This is a genomic window from Bradyrhizobium sp. WCU1 (assembly GCF_053474805.1).
The window spans coordinates 5,520,414-5,543,699 of sequence record NZ_CM130280.1 but is presented as its reverse complement, the minus strand read 5'-3'; the positions used below and the strand labels follow the sequence as shown (position 1 = coordinate 5,543,699).

19 protein-coding genes are annotated in these 23,286 nt (G+C 66.2%); 8 read left to right on the top strand and 11 right to left on the bottom strand.

Features of this window, described 5'->3' with window-relative positions:
• Positions 1 to 36: 36 nt before the first annotated feature.
• The 5 genes from ACTUWL_RS25570 (at position 37) to ACTUWL_RS25550 (ending at position 3,311) form a co-directional block, all read left to right on the top strand.
• The gene (locus tag ACTUWL_RS25570) at positions 37 to 558 is read left to right on the top strand and encodes an SspB family protein (RefSeq protein ID WP_021077178.1); all 522 of its coding nucleotides are present in this window, start codon (positions 37 to 39) and stop codon (positions 556 to 558) included.
• A 175-nt stretch (positions 559 to 733) separates the two neighbouring features.
• Positions 734 to 2,149 carry a class II fumarate hydratase gene (fumC, locus tag ACTUWL_RS25565; protein ID WP_021077179.1) on the top strand — a complete coding sequence of 472 codons (1,416 nt, stop codon included), beginning with the start codon at positions 734 to 736 and terminating at the stop codon, positions 2,147 to 2,149.
• 276 nt (positions 2,150 to 2,425) lie between these two features.
• Positions 2,426 to 2,629 carry a DUF4169 family protein gene (locus tag ACTUWL_RS25560; protein WP_021077180.1) on the top strand — a complete coding sequence of 68 codons (204 nt, stop codon included), beginning with the start codon at positions 2,426 to 2,428 and terminating at the stop codon, positions 2,627 to 2,629.
• Complete coding sequence (locus ACTUWL_RS25555) at positions 2,626 to 2,901, top strand: ribbon-helix-helix domain-containing protein (protein ID WP_021077181.1); 276 nt, start codon at positions 2,626 to 2,628, stop codon at positions 2,899 to 2,901. The genes ACTUWL_RS25560 and ACTUWL_RS25555 overlap by 4 nt, the downstream gene beginning before the upstream one ends.
• 56 nt (positions 2,902 to 2,957) lie before the next feature.
• On the top strand, positions 2,958 to 3,311 hold the full coding sequence (locus ACTUWL_RS25550) for a VOC family protein (protein WP_021077182.1): 354 nt from the start codon (positions 2,958 to 2,960) through the stop codon (positions 3,309 to 3,311).
• 65 nt (positions 3,312 to 3,376) lie between these two features.
• Here ACTUWL_RS25550 and ACTUWL_RS25545 read toward each other — a convergent pair whose 3' ends face one another.
• On the bottom strand, positions 3,377 to 7,099 hold the full coding sequence (locus ACTUWL_RS25545) for an AsmA family protein (protein WP_021077183.1): 3,723 nt from the start codon (positions 7,097 to 7,099) through the stop codon (positions 3,377 to 3,379).
• A gap of 209 nt (positions 7,100 to 7,308) precedes the next feature.
• Positions 7,309 to 8,541: a cytochrome P450 gene (locus ACTUWL_RS25540; protein WP_168471130.1), complete on the bottom strand. Its 1,233-nt coding sequence runs from the start codon at positions 8,539 to 8,541 to the stop codon at positions 7,309 to 7,311.
• A gap of 148 nt (positions 8,542 to 8,689) precedes the next feature.
• On the opposite strand from ACTUWL_RS25540, the gene ACTUWL_RS25535 reads away from it, so the two are divergent.
• Positions 8,690 to 9,301, top strand: a complete 612-nt coding sequence (locus tag ACTUWL_RS25535; protein WP_035650249.1) for a TetR/AcrR family transcriptional regulator — start codon at positions 8,690 to 8,692, stop codon at positions 9,299 to 9,301.
• A 65-nt stretch (positions 9,302 to 9,366) separates the two neighbouring features.
• Here the strand turns inward: ACTUWL_RS25535 and ACTUWL_RS25530 are convergent, their stop codons facing one another.
• The 8 genes from ACTUWL_RS25530 to ACTUWL_RS25495 form a co-directional block, all read right to left on the bottom strand.
• A complete protein-coding gene (locus tag ACTUWL_RS25530) occupies positions 9,367 to 10,659 on the bottom strand; it encodes an MFS transporter (protein WP_021077186.1) in 1,293 nt (430 codons plus the stop codon).
• Positions 10,660 to 10,709: 50 nt separating this feature from the next.
• Positions 10,710 to 11,456: an ABC transporter ATP-binding protein gene (locus ACTUWL_RS25525; RefSeq protein WP_021077187.1), complete on the bottom strand. Its 747-nt coding sequence runs from the start codon at positions 11,454 to 11,456 to the stop codon at positions 10,710 to 10,712.
• Positions 11,437 to 13,236, bottom strand: coding sequence for a branched-chain amino acid ABC transporter ATP-binding protein/permease (locus ACTUWL_RS25520; RefSeq protein ID WP_021077188.1), 1,800 nt, complete (start codon positions 13,234 to 13,236; stop codon positions 11,437 to 11,439). The genes ACTUWL_RS25525 and ACTUWL_RS25520 overlap by 20 nt, the downstream gene beginning before the upstream one ends.
• Positions 13,236 to 14,093: a branched-chain amino acid ABC transporter permease gene (locus tag ACTUWL_RS25515; RefSeq protein ID WP_021077189.1), complete on the bottom strand. Its 858-nt coding sequence runs from the start codon at positions 14,091 to 14,093 to the stop codon at positions 13,236 to 13,238. The genes ACTUWL_RS25520 and ACTUWL_RS25515 overlap by 1 nt, the downstream gene beginning before the upstream one ends.
• Before the next feature lie 19 nt (positions 14,094 to 14,112).
• A complete protein-coding gene (locus ACTUWL_RS25510) occupies positions 14,113 to 15,309 on the bottom strand; it encodes an ABC transporter substrate-binding protein (protein WP_021077190.1) in 1,197 nt (398 codons plus the stop codon).
• 163 nt (positions 15,310 to 15,472) lie between these two features.
• On the bottom strand, positions 15,473 to 16,456 hold the full coding sequence (locus ACTUWL_RS25505) for an NAD(P)-dependent oxidoreductase (RefSeq protein WP_021077191.1): 984 nt from the start codon (positions 16,454 to 16,456) through the stop codon (positions 15,473 to 15,475).
• A gap of 10 nt (positions 16,457 to 16,466) precedes the next feature.
• Positions 16,467 to 18,323: a TRAP transporter large permease gene (locus ACTUWL_RS25500; protein ID WP_021077192.1), complete on the bottom strand. Its 1,857-nt coding sequence runs from the start codon at positions 18,321 to 18,323 to the stop codon at positions 16,467 to 16,469.
• A gap of 8 nt (positions 18,324 to 18,331) precedes the next feature.
• Positions 18,332 to 19,363, bottom strand: a complete 1,032-nt coding sequence (locus ACTUWL_RS25495) for a TRAP transporter substrate-binding protein (RefSeq protein ID WP_021077193.1) — start codon at positions 19,361 to 19,363, stop codon at positions 18,332 to 18,334.
• Between the two features lie 155 nt (positions 19,364 to 19,518).
• Between ACTUWL_RS25495 and ACTUWL_RS25490 the strand changes: the two genes are divergently transcribed.
• Positions 19,519 to 20,265: a FadR/GntR family transcriptional regulator gene (locus ACTUWL_RS25490; RefSeq protein WP_021077194.1), complete on the top strand. Its 747-nt coding sequence runs from the start codon at positions 19,519 to 19,521 to the stop codon at positions 20,263 to 20,265.
• 45 nt (positions 20,266 to 20,310) lie between these two features.
• Here the strand turns inward: ACTUWL_RS25490 and ACTUWL_RS25485 are convergent, their stop codons facing one another.
• Complete coding sequence (locus tag ACTUWL_RS25485; RefSeq protein WP_021077195.1) at positions 20,311 to 22,356, bottom strand: adenylate/guanylate cyclase domain-containing protein; 2,046 nt, start codon at positions 22,354 to 22,356, stop codon at positions 20,311 to 20,313.
• A 190-nt stretch (positions 22,357 to 22,546) separates the two neighbouring features.
• On the opposite strand from ACTUWL_RS25485, the gene ACTUWL_RS25480 reads away from it, so the two are divergent.
• Positions 22,547 to 23,278, top strand: a complete 732-nt coding sequence (locus tag ACTUWL_RS25480) for a cytochrome c biogenesis CcdA family protein (protein WP_021077196.1) — start codon at positions 22,547 to 22,549, stop codon at positions 23,276 to 23,278.
• Positions 23,279 to 23,286: the final 8 nt, after the last annotated feature.

Sequence of the window (23,286 nt, the reverse complement as noted above, 5' to 3'; positions counted from 1 at the left end):
AGCCTCACCGGCTATTTTCGAAGCGACAGGATCACCATGGCGACCGATCACATCCGATATGACGTGCTGGCGCGCGATGCGCTGCGCGGGGTGCTGCGCCGGGTCCTGTCGGATGCGGCCGAACACGGCCTGCCGGGTGAGCATCATTTCTACATCACCTTCCTCTCGCACGGCGACGGCGTGAAGCTGTCACCGCGGCTGCTCGCGCAGTATCCGGAGGAGATGACCATCATCCTGCAGCACCAGTTCTGGGATCTGGTGGTGACCGAGGACCGCTTCGAGGTCGGCCTGTCGTTCGGCGGGATTCCCGAGCGGCTCAACGTGCCGTTTGCCGCGGTGACGCGTTTCCTCGATCCGTCCGCGCCGTTCGACCTGCGGTTCGACGTCTCGGACGCGCTGTCCGAGGAAGCGCCTGCCGCACCGGCAGTGGCCGCCCCCCCTCCCGCGCCGGCTGCCCGGGCCGTGGTCGAGCCCGAGACGGCCGAGACCGAGCAGGAGCCCGCGAAGCCCAGCGAAGGCGCCGAGGTGGTGCGGCTGGACCGTTTCCGCAAGAAATAATCTAAACGCGGATCTCTCTTCACCTTGTAGGATGCATGTGAGGATCGGGATGACAGATCGTCATCCCGTACTATCTTCCGCATGAACGTGTCTCCGCGTGGACGCCTTCGCGTCGTCACGCTGGAAGACCGGCGCCATGCCGGACCACGTGCTGATGACGCAACGGAGAGCATCCATGGCTCAATCGACCACACCATCCAACGCCGCCACCCGGAGCGAGACCGACAGCTTCGGTCCGATCGACGTCGCCGCCGACCGCTACTGGGGCGCGCAGACCGAGCGCTCGCGGCAGAATTTCAAGATCGGCCACGATCGGATGCCGATCGCGATCATCCATGCGCTCGCCATCGTCAAGCTCGCGGCAGCCGAAACCAATCGCGAGCTCGGCCAGCTCGACGCACGCCGCGCCGACGCCATCGTCAGTGCTGCCAGGGAAGTGATCGACGGCAAGCTCGACGATCATTTTCCGCTGGTCGTCTATCAGACCGGCTCCGGCACGCAGACCAACATGAACGTGAACGAGGTGATCGCCAACCGCGCCAACCAGATGCTCGGCGGCGAGCTCGGCGCCAAGCAGCCGATTCATCCGAATGATCACGTCAACATGAGCCAGTCGTCGAACGACTCGTTTCCGACCGCGATGCATATCGCGGCAGCGGACCGCATCATCGCCGACCTGATCCCGGCCCTCGCCGAATTGCATCAGGCGTTGCACGCGAAGCAGGAGGCGTTTGCCAAGATCGTGAAGATCGGACGGACGCATACCCAGGACGCGACACCGCTGACGCTCGGCCAGGAGTTCTCCGGCTACGCCGCGCAGGTTGAGAGCGGCATCGCGCGGCTGCGCGTCGCGGTGAAGGAGCTGTTCCCGCTGGCGCAGGGCGGCACTGCCGTCGGCACCGGCCTCAACTCGAAGCCGGAATTCGCCAATCTCTTCGCCAGGCATGTCGCCGAGATCACCAGGCTGCCGTTCACCAGCGCCGCGAACAAGTTCGAGGCGCTGGCTTCGAACGACGCGTATGTGCTGGTGCATGGCGCGATCAACTCGGTGGCGACCGGCCTGTTCAAGATCGCCAACGACATCCGCTTCCTCGGCTCGGGCCCGCGCTCGGGTCTCGGCGAACTGATCCTGCCGGAGAACGAGCCGGGCTCGTCGATCATGCCGGGCAAGGTCAACCCGACCCAGTGCGAAGCCATGACCATGGTCTGCTGCCAGGTGTTCGGCAATCAGACCACGATCACCGTCGCCGGCAGCCAGGGTCATTTCGAGCTCAACGTCTACAAGCCCGTCATGGCATATTGTATGATAAATTCCATTCAGCTGCTGTCTGACGTTGTCCGCTCATTTACCGAGCATTGCGTTGTCGGCATACGCGCCGACGAAAAGCGCATCAACGAGTTGATGCAGCGCTCGCTGATGCTGGTGACCGCGCTCGCGCCGAAGATCGGTTACGACAACGCAGCCAAGGTCGCGAAGTCGGCGCACACCCGCGGAACGACGCTGAAGGAAGAGGCTTTGCGGCTTGGATTTGTGTCTGCCGATGAATTTGATCGCCTCGTGCAGCCGGACAAAATGACACACCCAGGCTGAGCCACGGGCGCGCAATGTCCGGATAATTACGGTCAGCGCGCGTGATATAATTATGGATCATAACGCCTAAAGACTAAGGCTGTTTGCCTATCAGCTCTGCGCTGGCGCATGGTACAGACGTCTAGTTTTCGCAGAGCGAAACGGATTCTTTGATGCTATCAGAAGCATCAAACGGGGATTCGGGATGGGTATCGAGCCGGGCGCGCAGCGCGATCGCTCTTGCTTTCGTCACGATGCATCACCAATTCCGCTTTGGGGACGATGAGGACGACGAGCATGGGCGACGTGGTCAACCTGAAACGATTCAAGAAGCGCGGCGAGCGCGAACAAGCAGCCAAGCAGGCCGAAGCCAATCGTGCGCTATTCGGTCGCACCAAATCCGAACGAGCGCGTGACGAATTTCTCGGCGAGCGCAACGCGCGAGTGCTGGATCAGCACCGCATCGATCAGCAGCGTATCGAAAGTGGTGACGCATCATGAAGTCTCCCGTCGTCAAGCGTTCGATCGTCGTGGCCGGTCACAAGACCAGCGTCAGCCTCGAAGAAGCCTTCTGGAACGGCATGAAGGAGATTTCCGGTCTGCGGAACATGACGCTGTCCGAATTGGTCGGCGAGATCGACAGCAACCGCCAGCAGGGCAATCTGTCCTCCGCGATCCGGCTTTTCGTGCTCGACTATTTCCGTTCGCGCGCTACCCCGGCGGTGCCGACGGATGTCAGGCCGCAGCAGGTCGACACGCGCCAGCAGGCCTGACGGCCTTCACCGGCCGTCGATTGAGCAGACGGCCGTTCCGCCGCGCGGACTTCAGCATGAAGGTCAATCGCATCGTCGCGAACATTGCCGCATCCGACATCGCGGCGGCGAAGTCGTTCTATCGCGACGTGCTTGGCCTCGAGCCGTTGATGGATTTCGGTTGGGTTGCGACTTACGGCTCATCCGAAACGATGCAGGTTCAAATCAGCTTCGCTTCCGAAGGCGGCTCCGGCACGCCGGTACCCGATCTCTCGATCGAGGTCGACGACCTCGATGAAGCCATGCGCCGGATGACGGCAGCCCGCATCGCGATCGAATACGGACCGGCGGACGAGCCGTGGGGCGTGCGGCGCTTCTTCGTCCGCGATCCCTTCGGCCGGCTGATCAACATCCTCCAGCACCAATCCTGATCCAGCGCGTCGTTTGACGCGTCTCCTTCGCGCGAACCAGTGCCCACTTCGCTTGAAAACGCGGATTAGTTCTGCATCGCCGGTCGCGGGGGCGGATTGGCGACCTGCGGCGTCAGCGACAATGGCGGGCGCAGCGGCCTTGGCCTCGCCGCGCCGGGCGCCGGCTTGACCTCGATCGGCGGCGGCAATGGCGCCACCTGCGGCTGGCTCGCCACCGGCGCGGGCGGCACGACGGCCGGTGCGGTTGCAACCGGCGGAACGATCGGCGGTCGCGGCGCCACGATCTTCGGCTTTGGGGCCACGCGGCGCGGATCGCGCCCGGGCACCGGCACGTCCGCCGGTGGTATCGCCGCTGAATTTGCGCCGGGCACGTCGGGCGTCGGCTCGGCGGAAGGCGGCAGGGCCGCCGGGGTCGGCGGCGGCACGGGTTCGCCGCGCTCGATCGCATCGAGCCGCCTGGTCTCCCGATCGATCGCGCGCACCGCGAGCCACGACGACAACGCCGCAATGTCGATGCTGCGCGACAATCCGTCGGGCGTGCCGACGGCGAGCAGCTGGATCTCCGGGCGGCTGTTCGCGGTGCCGACCTGGGTCGATGCCAGCGCGGCGCGAATGTCGGCCTGGTCGGCCGGAATGTCATAGCCGCCGGACAGGATGACGTTGGCACCATTGGCCGCGAGCGTGGTGGCACCGACCCGGATGCGGCCGTCACGGATGTTGAAGGGAATTTGCGCCGAAGCGACCGATAGCGGACCCGCCGCGAGCGCCGGTTCGACGATCTGCCGCAACCGCGTATCGTCGGTGGCCTGACCGGAATCGCTGGCGCGGATCGCGACGTCGAACGCACGCGGATCGAGCCCCGGAAGGTTCAGCCCGTCGAGCGTCACAGTGCCGCTGCCGGACAGCGCACCTGATAGCGCCGAGGCGCTGCGGCCCTGCGTCAACAACGTCATCTGCATCGAAGCGCGTGCCCTCGGCATCGCCAGATTGCGGTAGCGCAAGGCCGAAGCGTCGACACCCGACAGCTGCACATTGGCGTTCAGCGCGAGCCCGTTGACGCCCTGCCGCGCGTCGATGGAGGCAGTCGCCTCGCCGCCGCCGATCTTGCCCTTGATGCCGTCGAAGGTCAGGGCCTGCCCGTCCGACCTGATGGTGCCGCTGACCGGCTGCAGCTCCGCGCCGCCCGGCAGCCGACCATGCAGCGCTTCGAAGGTGACCTTGCCGCGCCAGGCGCTTGTCAGCCCCTGGCCGAGCGGCTCCGTCGCATCGTGACCCGCGCTACCGATCGCAGCCGCAAAGATCGGCGCCAGCTCGATTTGATCGAGGCCGACTTCGCCTTCGAGGCTCTTCTGATCGCCGAGTGTCAGCGCCAGACGGCCGCGCAGCCGCGAACCGGCGACGATGCTGTCGAGATCGTCGAAGGTCAGTTTGTCGCCCGCGAGCGTGAGCTTCGACGACAGGCGGATGTTCGCGGCGGGATCGGATGATTTCAGATTGAGCAGCGGACTGATGTCGGCGCTGCGGACGCGGAGGCTGACGCTGGATTTGTTCTCGCTGGCCCCGTCCTTGGTCCAAGGCTCCGCCGTCCCCTCCGCATCGGCGTCGAGCCCCGCGCCCCAGAGTCTCGCCTTCAGCCGCAGCGGCGCTTGCCACGCGCCGCTCACGGTGACCTCGAACTGGGTCGCGCCGGCGCCGGCTGCGACCGCACCGTCAAGGCCGAGCAGCGCCAGCAGCGCACCGCCCTCGCCGGCGGAGATTTTCGCCTCGGCTGTCATGTCGCTGCGGCGAAGTGCGTCGACATCCAGCGCACGGATCGCAGCGAGCGGCGGCGTCGCCGAGATCACCGTATTGCCCTTGAGCGGCGGCGTATCGAGATCGAGCGTCGCGCGCGCGTTGCCGCGATCGGCGGTCTTGCCCTTGCCGAGATCGAGCACAAGCCTGGCGCGGACCGGGCCGGCATCCGCACGAAGCACGCCGAGCCGCGCGGCGAGCGCCGGCGCGAAGGGCTGAACGACGGCAGTCAGCCGGGCGAGCGAGGCAGCGGTCGCGTCGAGCGTGAGCTTGCCGGTCGAATTCGCACGGTCGAAATTGCCGCTGCCGTCCAGCGTGACGTTGTCGGGCTGGCCGATCTTGACGCGCTCGAGCACGATACTCTTCGGGTTGTAGACAATCTTCGCCAGCAGCGGTCGCAATTCCTGCCCCGAGGAGATTGCGCGCGCGACGTCCAGCGACAGCTGCGCCTCATCGGGCCATTCGGCTTGCGGACCAGCCAGTGAGCGGATGACGGCTGCGGTCGCATCGAGATCCAGCCGCTCCGCCTTCAACTGCGCCTCGACCTTCGATCCGCTCGCCGCCTCGCGATGCGCGACCGCGATGCGGCCCTCGAGCGCGCCGCCCTCGACTTCCGCCTTCATCGCGTCGATCGAAAAGCCTGATGGCGACACCGTGACGTCGCCGCGCAGGCGCAGCGGTTTCTGGCTGCGATAGGCGATGTCGCTCCGCCCCTGCAGCCAGGTCATCAGCGTATCGGGATCGGACGATTCGATGTTGAGCGCGGTCTTGAAGCTGTTAGCGGCCCCGGCTTGCGCGCTGGCGCCGCTCAGCGAGACCCGGGTGGATCCCGGCGCGCGAAACTCCAACCGGCGCACGATCCATGATTTCGCATCCGATTGCAGCTCAGCCGAGATGTCCTGTAATGGGCGGCCACCGAGCATGACCTGCTCGGACGTGAGCTCGACCTGCGCCGGAATCGGGCTTTGCGGAAGGCCCGACAGCACCGCACGCATCGCCGGCAGCACCTGCACCGGCTCGACATTGCCGTTGCCGCCATCCTTGGTGCCATCTTTGGCGGCGAACCTGTCGCCATCGAGCTGCCGCGCCGCAAGGGAGGCGCGCAGCAACGGCGAGGTACCGAACCGGAGGTCGCCATTGCCCGCGAGTTTCAGAGCACGGTCCTCGGCGCCGTAGCTGACCTCGATCTGGTCGAGCCGCGCCGCGGAATAGTCCGACTTGACCTTGGCGGCGATCCGCCACGACGGCATGTCGCTGCCGCCGCGCTGGCCCGGCGTGCCCGCCAACGTCACTGTGCCGTCGAACCGCGGCGCGCGGGCCTCGAAGGTCAGGATGCCGTCGAGATCGGCCGACACCGGCCGCTGCCCGGGATCGATGTTGAAGTGCAGGCGGGTGCCGCTGCCGTCAGCGCTTTGCCCCGACGAGATCCGGAACGGGTAGCGGTTGCCGTCGAACATGAAATTGCCGTCACCGCGGATCGCGCCGGCCAGCGAGCGGACATCGCCGCTGAAAGCAATGTCGTTCAGCTCGAGCGTGCTGCGGCTCGCGGCATCGTGCAGCGCGACGCGGCCGGTCAGATTGAGGCGGTCGATCGCCAGCGAAGCCAGGTTGAAGGTCCCGCTCGACGGCGACCAGTCGATCCGCCCCTTCGGATCGAGCCCGAGATCGAGCGACAGGCCGTTGATGGTGAGCTCGTTGGCGCGCACCTCGCCGCGCATCAGGGAGCTCAGGCTGAACTCGACGTCGAGATCGGCGGCGCGGACCTTGCCGAGGTCGTTGGCGCTGCCGACGGTGACGGATTTCAACCGCAGCGATGGCGCGGGCAGCAGACGCGCGTCAAGATTGCCGGCGACGCGAACCGGCGCGCCGATGATCTTGGACGCCTCCGCCTCGAACTGCGGCCTGAACTGGTTCCAGTCAACGAAATACGGACCGACCAGCGCAGCGACCAGTGCAAGAATGAAGGCGATTGCCAGGCCGAGCAGCGTCGTCTGCACGGTGTCTCCCTTTGAGCCCGCTCCGCGGCAGCCTCCTCATGCTGAACGCTTTGCCAACCCTTGGCCGGAGCAACCCAAATATAGAGACAAGTATGGCGAAGTCACAGCGGCTTTACCGCTGCGACGTCGGGTGGACTACGGATTTCCGCTCAAGCCTGCGTGCGCCGGCCGTCGCGGCAGGGGCGCTGCCCTGCCGCTCAACCGGGATGTCACCAGCTCGCAGGGAGCCGCTTCAGCCCGCGCAGCACAAACGTCGGCCGCCACTCCGGATTTTCCGCGTCATCGAGCCGCAGGTCGGGGATCCGCCGCAGCAGGGTCGAGATCGCGATCTCGGCCTCGATTCGCGCCAGCTGGGCGCCGAGACAGAAATGGATGCCTCCGCCGAACGACAGCGGCTTCACGTTCGGCCGCTGGATGTCGAGCTTTTCGGGATGGTCGGGATAGACAGCCTCGTCGTGATTGGCCGAGCCCAGCAGGCACAGCACGCTCTCCCCCTTCGGGATGCGCTTGCCGCCGAGATCCTCGATGTCTTCAAGCGCGACGCGGCCGGTCAGTTGCACCGAGGAATCGTAGCGCAGGAACTCCTCGATCGCGTTGGTGATCAGGCCGGGATTGGCCTTCAGCAGCGCGAGCTGATCCGGGTTGCGATAGAGCGCAAGCAGCCCGTTGCCGATCAGGTTGACGGTCGTCTCATGGCCCGCGCCGAACAGCAGGATGATGTTGGCGGTCAGTTCCTCGTTGGTGAGCTTCTGGCCGTCCTCCTCGGCCTGCACCAGCTGGGTGGTGAGGTCGTCGCCGGGCTGCCTGCGGCGCAGCTCGAACAGCTGGTGGAAGTACATTGCGGCCATCACGTTGCCGGCATTGCCCTTCTTGATCTCCTCCGCCGACAGCGGCACCGGATCGAGCAGGCGTCCGCCGTCGCGCGAGCCGGTATAGAAGGCCTCACGCTGCTCCTCGGGGATGCCGAGCATGTCGCAGATGATGGTGACCGGCAGGCGGAACGCGAAATCGTCGATCAGGTCCATCCGCCCTTGCGGAATGATGCGGTCGAGCGTCTCGTCGACGATCTGCTGGATGCGCGGACGCATATCCTCGACCCGGCGTGCGGTGAACGCCTTGACGACGAGGCCGCGCAGGCGGGTGTGATCCGGCGGGTCCTGCTGCAGCATCCAGTGGCTCATGCTGCGGAAGACCGGCTCCTCCATGATCTTCGGGCCGTAGCGGCGGATCGTACGATCGACGTAATCCTTGCCGAACCGCTTGTCGCGCAGCACGAGACTGGCCTCGGCGTGCCGGCTGGCGACGAAGGCGCCGTGCGCATTGACATGCATCGGATCGAGCCGGCGCAGCCGCTCGTAATACGGATAGGGATTGCGAATGAATTCGGGTGCCAGCGGATTGAAAAGCGGCTCGCCGCTCGCCGGCTGAACTTGCTCGTTCATGGTGACCTCGTTCGCTCGCGGCCCCGGTGCCTCCACCCTGGCGCGCCTTGGTGTCATCCTCAAGGCCGCACGATTACGGTGCGGCTGTTCTGGTTCTGCAACTCGATACACTCTTGTATCGAGTTGCATTCTGCCCTAAACTGCGCCGATGTCAAGGGTTCGAACCAGACCGACACGGGACGACACCTGCGAGAAGCTGTTCGAGGCGGCAGCGCGGGTGTTCGAGGAACAGGGCATCGGCGGCGCCAGCATCGAGACGATCGCGGCGGCGGCGGGCTTTTCCCGCGGCGCGTTCTATTCGAACTTCAAGAGCAAGGACGAGCTGATCATCGCGATGCTCGAGGACCACGTCGAGCAATCGATCCGGCGCAATCTCGATCTGCTTGCCAAGCACAGCAACCTGTCCGACTTCCTGGAAGCGCTGCGCACCGCGGATCGCAGCCGGCAGGATCCGCTCGGCCGTTCGCCTCTCCTGCACATGGAGATGATCCTGTTCGTGGCGCGCGCCGAGAAGCGCCGTCCCGAGCTCGCCAAGCGGCTGCGCGCGCGGCGCAAGCTGATCGCCGACATCGTCGAGACCGCGCAGAAGAATAGCGGCAGGAACGCCAGGCTCAACCCGGACTGGACCGGTGCGATCGTGCTGGCGCTGGAAGACGGTTTCCGCCTGCACCGGCTGATCGATCCGGAGACCACACCCGCCGACAGTTGCCTGCGCGCGATCACCGACCTGCAACGCGCGATCGGCGTGTCATCCACCTGATCTTGCGCTTTAGCTCGTAGCATGATCGTTTCGGAAAACCGCCTCGCAGTTTTCCGGATCATGCTTTAGACGGCGCTGGCGACCTTGTGCATCTGTCCGGCGACGGCGCGGACCTTGCGAGGCGACGCCTGCCAGATCGCGAATGCCGACAGCAGGCTGACGGCAATCCCGAGCAGGAAGGCGCTGGTGTAGCTGCCCGAGAGATCATAGAGCTGGCCGGTGATCCAGGGGCCCGCGGCGCCGCCGGCGAGCGCGGCCAGCATCACGGTGCCGAAGATGCTGCCGTAATGCTTGCCCTGGAAGATTTCGAGCACCACCGGCCCCATCACCGATGTCAGGCCATAGCCGAGCGCACCCTGGGTGAAGACCATCAGATAGATCAGCGCCATGCTCGGCCAGTATGTCAGTGCAGCGAGCGCGGCAAAGCAGATCACGAAGCCGAAACACGAGATCGCCCACACCCATTCACGACCGATGCGATCGGACAGGTGCCCGAGCCAGATCTGGCCGGGAATCCCGAGCAAGCTGACGACGCCGAGCGCCCAGACGCCGACATTGGAGCTGAAGCCGATGTCGAGCAGGAATTTGGTCTGGTGCACCTGCACCGCGTACCAGATGTACAGGCCGCAGAAATAGCCGGTCGCGATCCACCAGAACCGCGCGGTCCGCAGCGCGCGCGGCAGCGTCCAGTCGATGCCGGCCCAGGCCGGATCGACGATGTTCGATGCCGGTTTCGCCGATGTGGCGGTCGGCGCCGCATCGCCGTCCGGCTGCAGGCCGATGTCTTCCGGCCGCTTGTGCAGCAACAGATTGATCGGCGCGAGCACGACCAGCACCACGATCCCCATCGCGGTGCAGGCGGTGCGCCAGCCGGCGTGCTCGATCATGTGCTGCACCCACGGCAGCAGCGTCACCGAGCCGATGCCGACGCCGGCGAAGGCGAGTCCGATCGCCAGCCCGCGGCGGCGAATGAACCAGTTCGGCACGAACAGCGATTGGCCGGAATAGCCGAGGCAGACGCTGCCGGAACCGACCAGCACGCCGATGGTAAGATAGAGGTGCCAGGGCTGGGTGGTCAGCGGCGCCAGCAACAGGCCCGATCCCATCAGAAGCACGCCAAGCTCCATCACCGCGCGCGGACCGCTGCGGTCCATCAGGCGGCCGATCAGCGGGCTTGCGATCGCAGACGCGACAAAGCCGAACGAGAATGCGCCGGCCGTGATGCCGCGCTCCCAGCCGAACTCGGAGATGATCGGCGGATAGAACAGCGAGAACGCCGTTCGCGCGTTGACCCCGATCGCCATGGCGACGAACGTCACCGCGACGATCACCCAGCCGTAGAAGAATGGAAGCCGCATGACCACCTTGTGTCAGACCTGAATTGAACTGTCGATGCCCGCGATATCCATCAGCCACCCAGCGCGTGGCTTGCATGGCCGAAATAGGCGCGCTCGAGCCGGTGCGCGAGATCGCTTTCGCTGGTCGGGGCCTCCAGCGCGATTGCTCCCTGCACCAGCGCGTAAACACGATCCGCACATGCCAGCGCCTTCTCGAGCAGCTGTTCAACCAGCAGCACGGAGGTGCCCTGCGCGCGCAGCCGCCCGATGACGTTGAGGACGCGATCAACCAGCACCGGCGACAATCCCGCCGAGGGCTCATCGAGCATCAGGAGCCGCGGCCGGCGGACCAGGCCCTGCGCCACCGTCAACATCTGCTGCTGCCCGCCCGACAGCGCGCCGCCGCGCTCATGCCGCTTCTCGGCGATCTCGGGGAAGAACGACAAGGCTTCCTCGACGCGCACGACGCGCTCGGCACGCGGCAGGTCGTAGCCGGCGAGCAGCAGATTGTCGGCGACCGAGATCTGCGTGAACACGCGATGGCCCTCGATCACATGCACGAGCCCGGCGCGCGCGGCATCGCGCGGCGTGGCGTTGGTCATGTCGTGGCCGCCGAACCGGACCTGCCCGGCATTGACCGGCAACAATCCCGACATGGCGCGCAGCAGCGTGGTCTTGCCGGCGCCGTTGGGACCGAGCAGCGCCACGACCTCGCCGGCCGCAATCGTCATGTCGATGCCGTGCAGCACGCGGATCTTGCCGTAGCCGGATTCCAGCGCGCTCACGTTGAGCAGGGGTTCAACCACCGAGGTAGGCACTGACCACCTCCTTGTGGACGCGGATCTCCGCCGGCGTTCCCGCCGCCAGGGTGCGGCCGAGATTGAGCACGGTGACCTGGTGGCAGATATCGAAGATCAGATCGGCATGGTGCTCGACCAGCAGCACTCCGGTGCCGCGGCCGCAGATCGCCTTGATCAGGGTCGCGAGCCGCGCGATCTCGTCGTTGGAGAGGCCGGCTGCGGGCTCGTCGAGCAGCAGGAAGTCGGGATCGAGCATCAGGGCGCGCGCGATCTCGATGAAGCGCAGCTCGCTGTGCTGCAGGCGGTCGGCGCGCACATCGGCGAGCGCCTCGAGGCCGACGACGCCGAGCAGCGCGCGCGCCTTGGCGGCGAGCAGTCGCTCGTCGGCGCCGTTGCGCGGCAGCGCGAGCATCGCCTCGACGAAATTGGCCCTGCCCTCGATCGAGCCGCCGATCATGACGTTCTCCAGCACCGAGGCTTCGCCGATCACGCGCGGCGTCTGGAAGGTGCGCGCGATGCCGCTGGCTGCGCGCTTGACCGGCTGCCCCGCGGGCAACATCTCGTCGCCGAGGGTCATGGTGCCGGCCTTGGCGGCGTAGTAGCCCGAGATCACGTTCAGCGTGGTGGTCTTGCCGCTGCCGTTCGGTCCGATCAGGCCGTGGATCTGGCCCGGCGCGACATCGAGGTCGAGGCCGTCGATTGCCCTCACATTGCCGAAGCTGAGTGCGATGCCGCGCAGCTGCAACGCCTTGCCGCCGTCGCGCCGCCGCACGATGTCGGCGAGCGCGGCCGGGCGCGGCACGATCGCCCGATTGCTGGCGAGCGGACGGCGGTTGCGGAAGTCGAGCAGCGCCGCGATGCCGCCCGGCATCACCAGCACGATCAAGAGCAGCAGCACCGCGTAAAGGAAGGTCGACCAGGCCGCGAGCGGCGCGGCGATCTCGGGCAGGATGGTCAGGATGATGGTGCCGAGCATCGGCCCGAGGATCGAGCCACGGCCGCCGATCAGGATCGCGATGAAGAACAGCACCGAGAGATCGAACGTGAACGCGTCGGGCGTGATGTAAGTCTGCAGGGACGCGAACAGACCGCCGGCGATCGCCGCCAGCGCACCCGCGAACAGGAAGATCGCGATCAGCATGTCCGGCTTGGAGATGCCGCTGGCCTCGGCCGCGACCTCGGCGTCGCGCACCGCGATCAGGGCGCGGCCGAACCGGCTGCGTGCGACATTGGCGCTCAACCAGGTGGTGCCGACCGCAAAGCCGGTGCAGAGAGCGTAGAACCCCCACGGCGTGTTGAACGGCGCCGGGAATTCGGGACCGGCGATGCCGATGCCGCCACCGGTCACGCTCTGCCAGGCCAGCGCGATCTGGGTCACGATGGTCGCAAAGCCGAGCGTCGACATCGCGAAATAGAAGGTGCGCAGGCGCAAGGCCGGCAGGCCGACGACCACGCCGAACACCGCGCCGATCAGGCCGGCGACCGGCAATGCGGCGAACACCGGAAGCGCCGGCATCACATTGCCAGCGACCAGCACGCTGGTCGCGTAGGCACCGAGCGTCAGCAGCGCGACATAGCCGATCGCGAGATGACCGGCAAAGCCGACCACCAGATTCAGTCCCGACACCAGCACCCAGTAGATCGCCATCCGGGTGCCGATCAGCACCCAGTAGTCATTGCTGACGAAGGGCAGCAGCACAGCGGCCAGCAAAATGCCGACGAATGGCAGAACGTGCGGCAGCGTCGCACGCCATGCGCCGCTTCCGGTCTGTGGCTGAGTGGTGGCGACCGCCGTCATCACACTCTCCGCGCGGTCGAGCTGCCGAACAGCCCCTGAGGAGCCGCGAGCAGCACCACGATGAACAGCGTGAACACCGCGACCGAGGAGAAGATGCCGCCGACCAGGAAGTTCGCGGCCTGCTGGAAAAGGCCGAGCGCCAATCCGCCAATGATCGCGCCCCTGTTGTTGCCGAGCCCGCCGAGCGCCACCGGCACGAAGCCATAGAAATTGAGCAACGCGCCGTTGGCGAAGAAGGCCAGCAGCAGCTGTCCGCCCGAAAATCCGGCGATGCCGCCGACCACGCCGGCGAGCGCGTAGCTCGCGACGCGCAGGTTGCGCTCCGGCAGGCCAAGCGCCCGCGCCGCAAAATTGTCCTCCGCGATGGCGAGGAAGGCGCGGCCGACCAGGGTGCGGCGGTAGAGATATTCGAGGCCGATAATGGTGACCGCGCAGGCTGCCACCGGCAGCCAGAACTTTTCATCCAGCACGCCCTCGCCGAATCCTGCGATGCGCGGGAACGGCTGCGGCTCGGTGCCCCATTTGATCGCGGTGACCTGCTGAATCATCAGCGCGACCGCCAGGGTCGAGAGCACGTAAAGATGCTGGTCGAGGCTCTTGAGCACCGGCCGCACCGCGACGAATTCGGTGATGATCCCGATCACCGCGCAGCAGAGCAACGTCAGCACAAAGCCTATGGCGATCGGCAGGCCGAGCTTCAGCGTGAACATCGAGCCGAACACGCCGCCCAGCATCGCGAGCTGGCCGGCGGTGAAGCTCATCACCCGCGAGGTCGAGAACATCGTGTTGTAGGTGACGCCGACCAGCGCGTAGATCGCGCCCGCCGCGAGACCGGATGCGAGGATCGAGGCCAGCATCGGCTACGCCCTCACCCGTCTATGTATACCCCGGCGCCAGCGCGAAGGTGCCGTTCTTCGCGGTGCTCGATTCCGACATCACGATCTCTTCGGTCAGATAGCCGTTATGCTCGGTCGGAGAGAAGCGATAATTGCCGAAATAGCCGGGATAGGTCGACAGCGAGTTCCAGTATTTGATGATCCCGGCGCTATCGGTCGAGCCGCTCTCCGCGACCGCCTTGGCGATCAATTCGATGCAATCGATACCGCCAGCAATCCACCACAGCAGCGTATCGTTCAGCGCGACATTGGCCTTGGTCAGCCGCGCGACCAGGTCCTCGCTCTTCGGCGGCAGCTTGCCGGCGCTGTCATAGCTGCAGCTCTTGTAGCCGATCGCATAGACCTTCTTCCAGTTCTCCGGCTTGGCGACCAGGCTCGCGAGTTCGCCCGATGCCATCGAGGGATGGCCGACGAACGGAACGTCCCAGTTCATCGCGGCGCGGGTGTTGAACATCCGTGCCTCCATCCCGGTCGAGACGCTCCACACCACGATCGCCTCGGCGCCGGCGTTCTTGGCGCGCAGCATGTCCGGCGTCATGTCGGGCTGCGTGGAATCGACATTGGCCTGATACACGACTTCAGCGCCGTCCTTCTTGAACGCCGCGACGGAGGCACCGACCGCGGTGACGCCATAGCCGGTGGTGTCGCCGATCACGGCAACCTTCCTGGCCTTGAGGATCTTGAGGCAATAATTGCGCACGGCATCGTCCCACTGACTGTTCGACGGCGCGATGCGAAACGCATTGGGGTACTTCACCGGATCGATCAGGGTCTCGACCACGCAGGGGTGCAGGTCGGGCATTTTGGCGCGCGCCATGATCGGGGTCGTCGCCAACGCTTCGCCGGAATTCAGCGGCCCCCAGATCGCATGGACCTTGGCCTGGCTGATCAGCTCCTGCGTGGCGTTGACTGCCTTGGTCGGATCGCCCTGGGTGTCGCGCATGACAAGCTCGATCTTGCGGCCCTTGACGCCGCCGGCGCCGTTGATGGCATCGACCGCGAAATTCACGCCGCGGTTGAAGCCGACGGTCGGCGCCGAGCTCGGGCCGGTGATCGCCGCGAGACAGCCGATCTTGATCGGCTCCGATTGTGCGATGGCAGGCGCCGGGAAGGAAAATGATGCGGCGCCCAATGCGCCGGCGCTGCCCAACAAGACGTCACGGCGTGACATGGCCATGTGATGCACTCCCTGTTTCCCTCTCGGCGCCCGTCGTTTGCTGCGGGACGTCCATTGCTTGATTGTCCGCGCGCTCATGGCCGCGGTTATTGCAAGCTCAAGTTTGGGCTGGATGCGAAGCTCTTGTCCAGCCCCGCGGACGGCATTGCGCCTTGTTGAACTTTCATAGCCGCGGCCGCCGCGTCCAGTGCTCGGCATTCACGGCGCCGACGGGCACCTCGCCCGCGGCGATCTTCGCCACCTGGCGCACGGTCTCCGACGACTGATGCTCGATCGCCTGCGGCGTCAGGCCGCCGACATGCGGCGTTGCGATCACATTGCGCAGCTCCGCGAGTTCCGGCGACGGCATCTGGTCGGGCGCGCGGCCGACATCCAGTGCGGCGCCGGCAATGCCGCCAGCGCGCAACGCAGCCGCCAGCGCCACCTCGTCGACGAGATTGCCGCGCGACAGGTTGATGAAGAACGCGTGTTTCTGCATCCGCGCCAAGGCGGCCTTCCCGATCAGGTTCTCGGTCTGCGCATTGGCGATCGCAAGGCAGACGACATAGTCGGCGCGCGCCAGCAGGTCGTCGAGCGGAAGATGCGCGATCGCGGGGTCATCAATGGTCGCAAAGGGATCGGCGACCAGCACGTTCATGTCGAGCACCCTGGCGATCCCTGCAAGATAACGCCCGATGCTGCCATAACCGATGATGCCGATCGTGCTGCCCGCCAGCTGGCGGCCCATCACGACTTCGGGCGCCCCGCCCGCGTGATACGCGGCGGTGGCGCGGGAGACGCCGCGCGACAGATCGACCATGAAGCCGAGCGCAAGCTCGGCGACCGACTGAATGAAGCCGGCGCTCGCCTGCGTCACCAGCACGCCGGCGGCCGATGCTGCCGCAACGTCGATGTTGCGGATATCGACCGCACAGCGCACGAAGGCGCGCAGTTTCGGAAGCCGGGGAAAGATCTCGCCGGGTCCCTGGGTCATGCGATCGGCGACGATGATATCGACATCGGCCGCAGCCTCGACCAATGCCGCCGCGTCGAGCGCCTCGTCCCCGTCGTGCAGCCTGACGTCGGCGACCGCGCGCAGGCCGTTCAGGCTGCGCTCGCCGTAATAGTCGCGGCGCATCTGCGGGGTGTGGGCGAGAAGCACCTTCACGATCGTCTCCCTAATAGCCCAACGCATGCGGCAGCGCCGTGCTGATGGCGGGCACGAACGCGATCACCAGCAGGCACAGCAACAGCAGGCCGAGATAGAGTGCGATCGGCTTGATGGTCTGCTCGATCGGCACATTGCCGATCAGGCAGGCGCCGTAGAGCCCAAGACCAAGCGGCGGGGCAAACAGCCCGAGCCCCATCGCGATGACCAGCACGACGCCGAAATGCAAGGGATCGATGCCAAGCTTGACGGCGACCGGCAACAGCAGCGGCCCGAAGATGATCAGCGCCGCGGCGCCTTCCAGCACCGAGCCCATCACCACCAGCACCAGGATCGACAGCAGCATGAACAGCCAGACGCCATGGCTGCCCGAGATCGCCAGCATGAGCTCGCCGACCGCGTGCGGCACCTGCTGCAGCGTCAGGATGAAGGCGAGCGACTGCGCGGCAGCGACGATGAACAGCACCAGCCCGGATCGCACGGCCGATTGCACGAAGCAATGCGCGAGGCTCTTCATGCCGAGCTCGCGGAACAGCAGGCTGCCGACCGCAATGGCGTAGACCGCGGCGAAGGCCGAGATCTCGGTCGCGGTGGCAAAGCCGCTCTTGAAGCCGAAGAAGATCATGAAGATCAGCCCGAACGAGGCGATCGCGCCGGTCCACAGGCCCGAGACCGTCGCCCGCGGCTCGGCGTCGCCGCTCGCCTCAGGGCGCTTGCCGAAGATGATCGACACCGCGATCAGCGCCAGCGCCATCAGCGCGGCCGGCAGCATGCCGGCGACGAACAGGCCGCCGATCGACAGATTGGCGACGAAGCCGAGGATGATCAGGTTGATGCACGGCGGAATGGTCTCCGCCATCACAGCGGAAGCGGCGAGCAGCGCCACCGCGCCGCCCGGGTTCTGCCGCGAGCGGCGCGCCGCCGGGATCAGCACCGAGCCGACGGCTGCGACGTCGGCCATCTTGGAGCCCGAGATGCCGGAGAACAGCACCATCGACATCACCATCACGACATTGAGCCCGCCGCGCATCCGCCCGACCGCGCGCTGCAACAGCTCGATCAACCGCACCGACATGCCGTTGGCTTCCATCAGGTAGCCGACCAGGATGAAGAACGGGATCGCCAGCAGCACGAAATTGTCGATGCCGCGCGCCATCTGCTGGGCGAAGATCACGCCGGGCAGCGTGCCCTCGACCCAGATGAAGATCAATGCTGCCAGCGCCAGCGCAAAGCCGATCGGCAGTCCGCCGAACAAGGTGAGGAAGAAGCCGATCAGCATCAGCGTCTGCGACGATGGCACAGATGACGGCGCAAACGCATCCCAGGCGAGATAAATGCCGGCGACGACGGCCGTGGCGACGATGCCGGCCAGCATGTCGCGCAACGGCCGGCCGCAGAACGTCTCGAAGGCGAACACCGTCATGAACGCCGCACCGATGCCCATCGGATAGAACGTCCACTCCAGCGGCAGCCCGGAGCCGGACGTTTGCCCGGTGGTCAGCCAGCCCATCTTGACGGCGTTGAACGCGACGGTGCCGGCGATGATGGTGACGAGCAGTGCACCGGCCGCGTCGACGACCCGCCGCACCGCTTGCGGCAGCATGTCGACGAAGAAGGCGACGCCGAGATTCTCGCTGCGTGCGAGCGCGCTGGCCGCGCCGAAGAAGCTCGACCCGACCATCAGGCCGCGGGCGACGTCGTCGGACCATTCGACCGGCGCGTTGAACAGGAAGCGGGCCAGCACCGAGACGCAGACCACCAGGAGATCGGCGGCGAGCAGGATCGCGGCGATGGCGTCACTGACGGCGAGCAGCGGCGCCGTGATCCGATCGGGGCTGCTTCTCGTCGCAATCGCGGCGACCGACATGGCCGACCTCAGGCCTGGGTGGCGCGGATCAGATCGACGACAGCCTTGGCCTCGGGCCGCGCCTTGATGAAATTGTCGGTCTGCGGCAGCACGCGCTTGCGGAACGCTTCCTTGTCGCACTCGACCACCGTGACGCCCTTCTCCACCAGGCTCGCCAGCGCCTCCTTCTCCACCGCGAGCCCATGCACGCGGGTGTCCGCCGCGGCCTGCTTTGCCGCATCGAGAAAGCCTTCGCGCAGCTTGGGGGCCATGCGATTGAAGGTGGTGTCGCTGAAATAGACCGCGAGCGGCGAGAAGATGTGCTGGGTCAGCGCGTAATGTTTCGCGGTCTCGTAGAACTTGCTGGCCAGGATGGTCGGCGGATCGTGCTCGAGGCCGTCGAGCACCCCCGCCTGCAATGCGGTGTAGATCTCGCCGAACGCCAGCGGCGTCGCCGCGGCCCCCATCAACCGAAGGCATTCGGTGATGATCGGGTTGGGCAGCGTCCGGATCTTCAAGCCGGCGAGATCTTCCGGCGTCTTCACCGGCTTCTTGGCCAGCACGCTGCGCGCGCCGAAATTATAGGCCCAGCCGATGATGTGGATGCCGGCGCCCTTCAGCAGTGCATCCTCGATCGGCTTCGCCGCGCCGGCATCGAACGCCTTGGTCTGCTGCTGGTAGCTGGTGAAGAGGTAGCCGAGGTCGAAAGTGCCGACCAGCGGCACGAGGTTGGCCGAGATCGACGAGCCCGAGACCATCAGGTCGATCACCCCGAGCTTCACCGAGTTGATGACATCGATCTCCTGGCCGAGCTGGTTGTCGGGAAAGAAGGTGACGTCGATCTGCTCGCCGAGCCCGTTGGCCTTCAGGGTCTTGACGAGGTTGTCGTAGTAGACGCGGCCGTTGGCGTATTTGGGGTCGTTCGGCAGCGACGACGAGCACCGCATTTTCATGGTCGCGGCGTCGGCGCGGCCGATGATGGCGGGCGCAGCGACAAGCCACGCTGCGGCAGCGGCCGATGACCGCAACAGAATACGGCGGCTCACGCGCATCGACGTCATGATGAAGCTCCTCCCCAGGAACGGATCGTTTATTGTGTCGGCCGCGACGCTGGCTGGCGCCAGCTTGGCAGACCATTTGTCATAATGTATGACAAATGAAATGCAGTTGTGCAAGAGCCGGCTCGGCGCCGGCACCAACCCCAGCGAGGCACCCGATGTTCCAGACATCCAACGCGTTGCGTCGGAGCGTGCACAGCCAGGTCGCCGACCGCGTCGGCGGCAGCATCGTGCGCGGCGAGATCGGCGTCGGCGAGACGCTGCCCCCCGAAATTCAGATCTGCGAGATGATGGACGTCAGCCGCACGGTGGTGCGCGAGGCGATCCGCACCTTGACCGGCAAGGGCCTGATCGAGTCCCGGCCCAAGGTCGGCACACGGGTGCGGCCGCCCGAGCAGTGGAATCAGCTCGATCCCGACGTGCTGCGCTGGCGCCTCGAGACCACGGAGATCGATCGCTATCTGGCAAAACTGTTCCAGCTGCGCTCCGCGGTCGAGCCGGCCGCCGCGGCGCTGGCGGCGGCCCATGCGGGGGACGACGACATCGCCCGCATCCGGGCCGGGTGCGACGGCATGGACGCGGCGAAGACAAATGAGGACTTCGTCACCGCCGACATCGCCTTCCACCAGGCGATCTATTTCGCGACCCGCAACGAGTTCTTCTGGCCGATCGCACAGATGTTCGAGATCACCCTGCGCCAGAGTTTTACGATCGCAGCTCCCGGCTCGCATCGCCCGCGCGCGCTGATCGAACACCGCGCAGTGCTCGACGCGATCGCCGCCGGCGATGCCGAGGCCGCGCGCGCCGCCACGGTGGTGCTGCTGGCGCATTCCGCCGACGATCTGGTGCGGATTCGGGGACGGGAGTTCGAGACGACGGCGAGGAGGCCTGCGCGCAAGCGGTGATGGCAGCGAAACTCTCTCCCCATCGTCGTTCTTGAAGCGACGCTGCTATTTCGAGCGCGCCACCGTGGTGCCGTCCCAGTCCCCGCCGGCCGGATTGTCGAGCTGGTGTTGGCACCGCGCGATCATCTGCGTCGAGGCCACGTCCGTACCGCGGAGTTTCAGGGTCCTCTCGAACGCAGCGATCGCTGCGGTGAAATCACCGGCGCGCCAGGCCGAAAGCCCGGCCTCATAGGACGCGATCCAGTCGCGCGCGATCGCGCCCTCGTCGGCCATTGCGAGCAATTCGTAGATCTCGAGCCCGCCAGCGCGGCCGTAGACGGCGAGACGGTCGAGCTCGCGGACGACGATGCGGTCACCGGCCAGACGCCGTGTCTCCGGACCGATGATGATGGTCGATCCATAGACCTTGTTGGTGCCCTCGAGGCGGCTTGCGATGTTCACGGCGTCGCCGATCACGGTGTAGTTGAGCCGCACCTCTGAGCCGATATTGCCGACCAGCATGTCGCCGGAATTGATGCCGATGCGGATGCTGACCGCCTCTCCGCTGTCGTCGACAAGGCCGGCCTGCGCGACCGCGCGCTGGCAGGCAAGCGCCGCCCGGCAGCAATCCGTGGCATGATCCGGATTGGCCGCCGGCGCACCCCAGAACGCCATCACGGCGTCACCGATGAACTTGTCGATCGTGCCGCTCTCCTGCTGGATCGCCGCAGAGACGATGTCGAAGTAGCGCGACAGCAAGGGGATGATGCGATCGCCGAGCCGCTCCGACATGCCGGTGAAACCCGCAAGGTCGACGAACATCACGCTCATCGGCCGCACCGCGCCGCCGAGCCGCGCGCCATTGCCGTCGCTGACCAGCCGCCGCACCAGATCGGCCGGGATGTATTTGCGGAACGCGGCGAGCCCCTGCGCCATGTCGCCGATCGCACCCGACAGGTTCTCGATCTCGGCAAGGCGCGACGGATGTCGCGCGACCTTGTCGAGGTCGAAGCGCTCGACATGCCTGATCTCGCCGACCACCTTGATCAGGGGCGCCGCGATCAGGCGCTGCGCCAGCCAGGCCGACAACAGCCCCGCGGCCGCGATCAGCGCCGCGAGCCCGATCAGCAGGCTGCGGATGGTCATCCGCACCGGGCCGAGGAATTCGGATTCCGGCACCACCGTCACCAGCGACCAGCCCGGAAACGAGATCGGCGTCAGCACCGCCTGATAGGCCTGCCCGTCCCGCGTCACCTGGGAACGGAACGCTTCGCCCTCGCCGGGATCGTAGGCCTTGCCGGCCTGCCTGATCGCCGCGACCGCGACCGGCAGCAGCGGGTGGTCGGTCTTCAGCGCATTCAGCTCGTCGGCGTCCTGATCCGGCGACGCGATGACGCCGCCGTCGCGATCGAGCAGGAAGGCGCCCGCGGACTTGCCGACCGTGAGTTGCGACAGGAAGTTCGAGACCCGGGTCAGTTCGATGATGATCGCGAGCACGCCGGTGCGCTCGCCGTCGACGTCGATCGGCACCGCCAGCATCGCGGCCAGCCGCTCGCCGCGGGGCAGCGTCGTCAGCGTCGACCATTGCTGGTCGCGGGCTGCGATCGCATCGCGAAACCAGGGCTGCTCCGTGACCAGGTATTTGCCGTCCTCGACGGTGCTGCCCTTCGGCTTGATGTCGATGCCGGCATAATCGTATTGATCGGCCCGCAGCTTGCGGTCGGGCGAGATGGTCAGCATCTCGACGCCGGCGTCGCCGAGCTTGTGGGCGCCGAAAAACGAGCCGTCCGGCCAGCCGAACGCGACCCACGAGATGGTCGGTTGCGACTGCAATTGCGACAGGAACACGAACTGCCGCTTGCGCACGTCGCTCGCATCCAGCACCTTCTCGGTCAACAGCGTCCGCACCGCCGTCATCGACGAGCGCGCTTCGGTCGTGATCGACTGCAACTCGTCGCCGACCGCGGAGACGATCTGGTCGTTGATCGTGTCGGCCAGCGTCTGGCTGACCCGTTGTGCGGTGCGCCACCACAACAGATGCACGCCGACGGCGCTGACCAGGATCGAGGTCAGGACCAGGGCGGAGATGGCGCTGCGGATGCCAATGCGCATCGATGAGGTCCGGATCAGCGGTTGCTGTACCGCATTACGGAACATATCCGCGCTTGTTTCACCAGCGCTGAACGCAATGCAGCCCCCGGACACGGGCCTGTGACCATAGTTGAATGCATCTGCGACGAAACTTCTGGATTGTTGGCAGCGTACACGCCAAGACAGGACAGCCATCTTCGAAGGTTCCTTGATGCACGACATCACGATTCCGGCCGCCTTGATCGCCGGCCTGGTCAGCTTCCTGTCGCCCTGCGTGCTGCCGCTGGTGCCGCCCTACCTGATCTATCTGACCGGCGCGACCATCGAGCAGGTCAACCAGGACGGCGCCACCGCGGCTTCCAAGCGCGCGGTGATGACCGCGGCGCTGATGTTCGTGCTCGGCTTCTCCACCGTGTTCGTCGCACTCGGCGCCAGCGCCTCCATCGTCGGCGGGCTGGTGCGTGCTTGGTCGGCCGAGCTCTCGATCCTGGCCGGCATCGTCATCATCATCATGGGCCTGCACTTCCTCGGCATCACCCGGATCGGCCTGTTGATGCGCGAGGGGCGGCTGACCGCGCCCAAGCCGGTCGGGTTGTGGGGCGCCTATGTGATGGGCCTGGCATTCGCTTTCGGCTGGACGCCGTGCATCGGGCCGATCCTCGCCGCGATCCTCTCGATCGCCGCCTCCCAGGCCACGGTGACCAAGGGTGCCGGCCTGCTCGCAGTCTATTCCGCCGGGCTCGGCATCCCCTTCCTGCTCGCAGCCTTCCTGGTCGAGCAGTTCTCCTCGCTGTTCGCGCGCATGAAGCGCCATCTCGACACCGTCGAGCGCGTGATGGGGGTGCTGATGGTGGTCACCGGCATCGGCTTCCTGACCGGCGCGGTGTCGGGCGTCAGCGTCTGGCTGCTGGAAACCTTCCCGGCGCTGCAAAATATCGGCTAGCGGCGTAA

Bases quoted from the DNA above. Each gene is read 5' to 3' on its own strand.
- fumC (WP_021077179.1), top strand. From the start codon at position 734: ATGGCTCAATCGACCACACCATCCAACGCCGCCACCCGGAGCGAGACC.
- ACTUWL_RS25540 (WP_168471130.1), bottom strand. From the start codon at position 8,541: ATGAACGAGCAAGTTCAGCCGGCGAGCGGCGAGCCGCTTTTCAATCCG.
- ACTUWL_RS25560 (WP_021077180.1), top strand. From the start codon at position 2,426: ATGGGCGACGTGGTCAACCTGAAACGATTCAAGAAGCGCGGCGAGCGC.
- ACTUWL_RS25500 (WP_021077192.1), bottom strand. From the start codon at position 18,323: ATGTCGGTCGCCGCGATTGCGACGAGAAGCAGCCCCGATCGGATCACG.
- ACTUWL_RS25520 (WP_021077188.1), bottom strand. From the start codon at position 13,236: ATGACGGCGGTCGCCACCACTCAGCCACAGACCGGAAGCGGCGCATGG.
- ACTUWL_RS25570 (WP_021077178.1), top strand. From the start codon at position 37: ATGGCGACCGATCACATCCGATATGACGTGCTGGCGCGCGATGCGCTG.
- ACTUWL_RS25480 (WP_021077196.1), top strand. From the start codon at position 22,547: ATGCACGACATCACGATTCCGGCCGCCTTGATCGCCGGCCTGGTCAGC.
- ACTUWL_RS25495 (WP_021077193.1), bottom strand. From the start codon at position 19,363: ATGACGTCGATGCGCGTGAGCCGCCGTATTCTGTTGCGGTCATCGGCC.
- ACTUWL_RS25485 (WP_021077195.1), bottom strand. From the start codon at position 22,356: ATGCGCATTGGCATCCGCAGCGCCATCTCCGCCCTGGTCCTGACCTCG.
- ACTUWL_RS25515 (WP_021077189.1), bottom strand. From the start codon at position 14,093: ATGCTGGCCTCGATCCTCGCATCCGGTCTCGCGGCGGGCGCGATCTAC.
- ACTUWL_RS25510 (WP_021077190.1), bottom strand. From the start codon at position 15,309: ATGGCCATGTCACGCCGTGACGTCTTGTTGGGCAGCGCCGGCGCATTG.
- ACTUWL_RS25555 (WP_021077181.1), top strand. From the start codon at position 2,626: ATGAAGTCTCCCGTCGTCAAGCGTTCGATCGTCGTGGCCGGTCACAAG.
- ACTUWL_RS25530 (WP_021077186.1), bottom strand. From the start codon at position 10,659: ATGCGGCTTCCATTCTTCTACGGCTGGGTGATCGTCGCGGTGACGTTC.
- ACTUWL_RS25535 (WP_035650249.1), top strand. From the start codon at position 8,690: ATGTCAAGGGTTCGAACCAGACCGACACGGGACGACACCTGCGAGAAG.
- ACTUWL_RS25490 (WP_021077194.1), top strand. From the start codon at position 19,519: ATGTTCCAGACATCCAACGCGTTGCGTCGGAGCGTGCACAGCCAGGTC.
- ACTUWL_RS25550 (WP_021077182.1), top strand. From the start codon at position 2,958: ATGAAGGTCAATCGCATCGTCGCGAACATTGCCGCATCCGACATCGCG.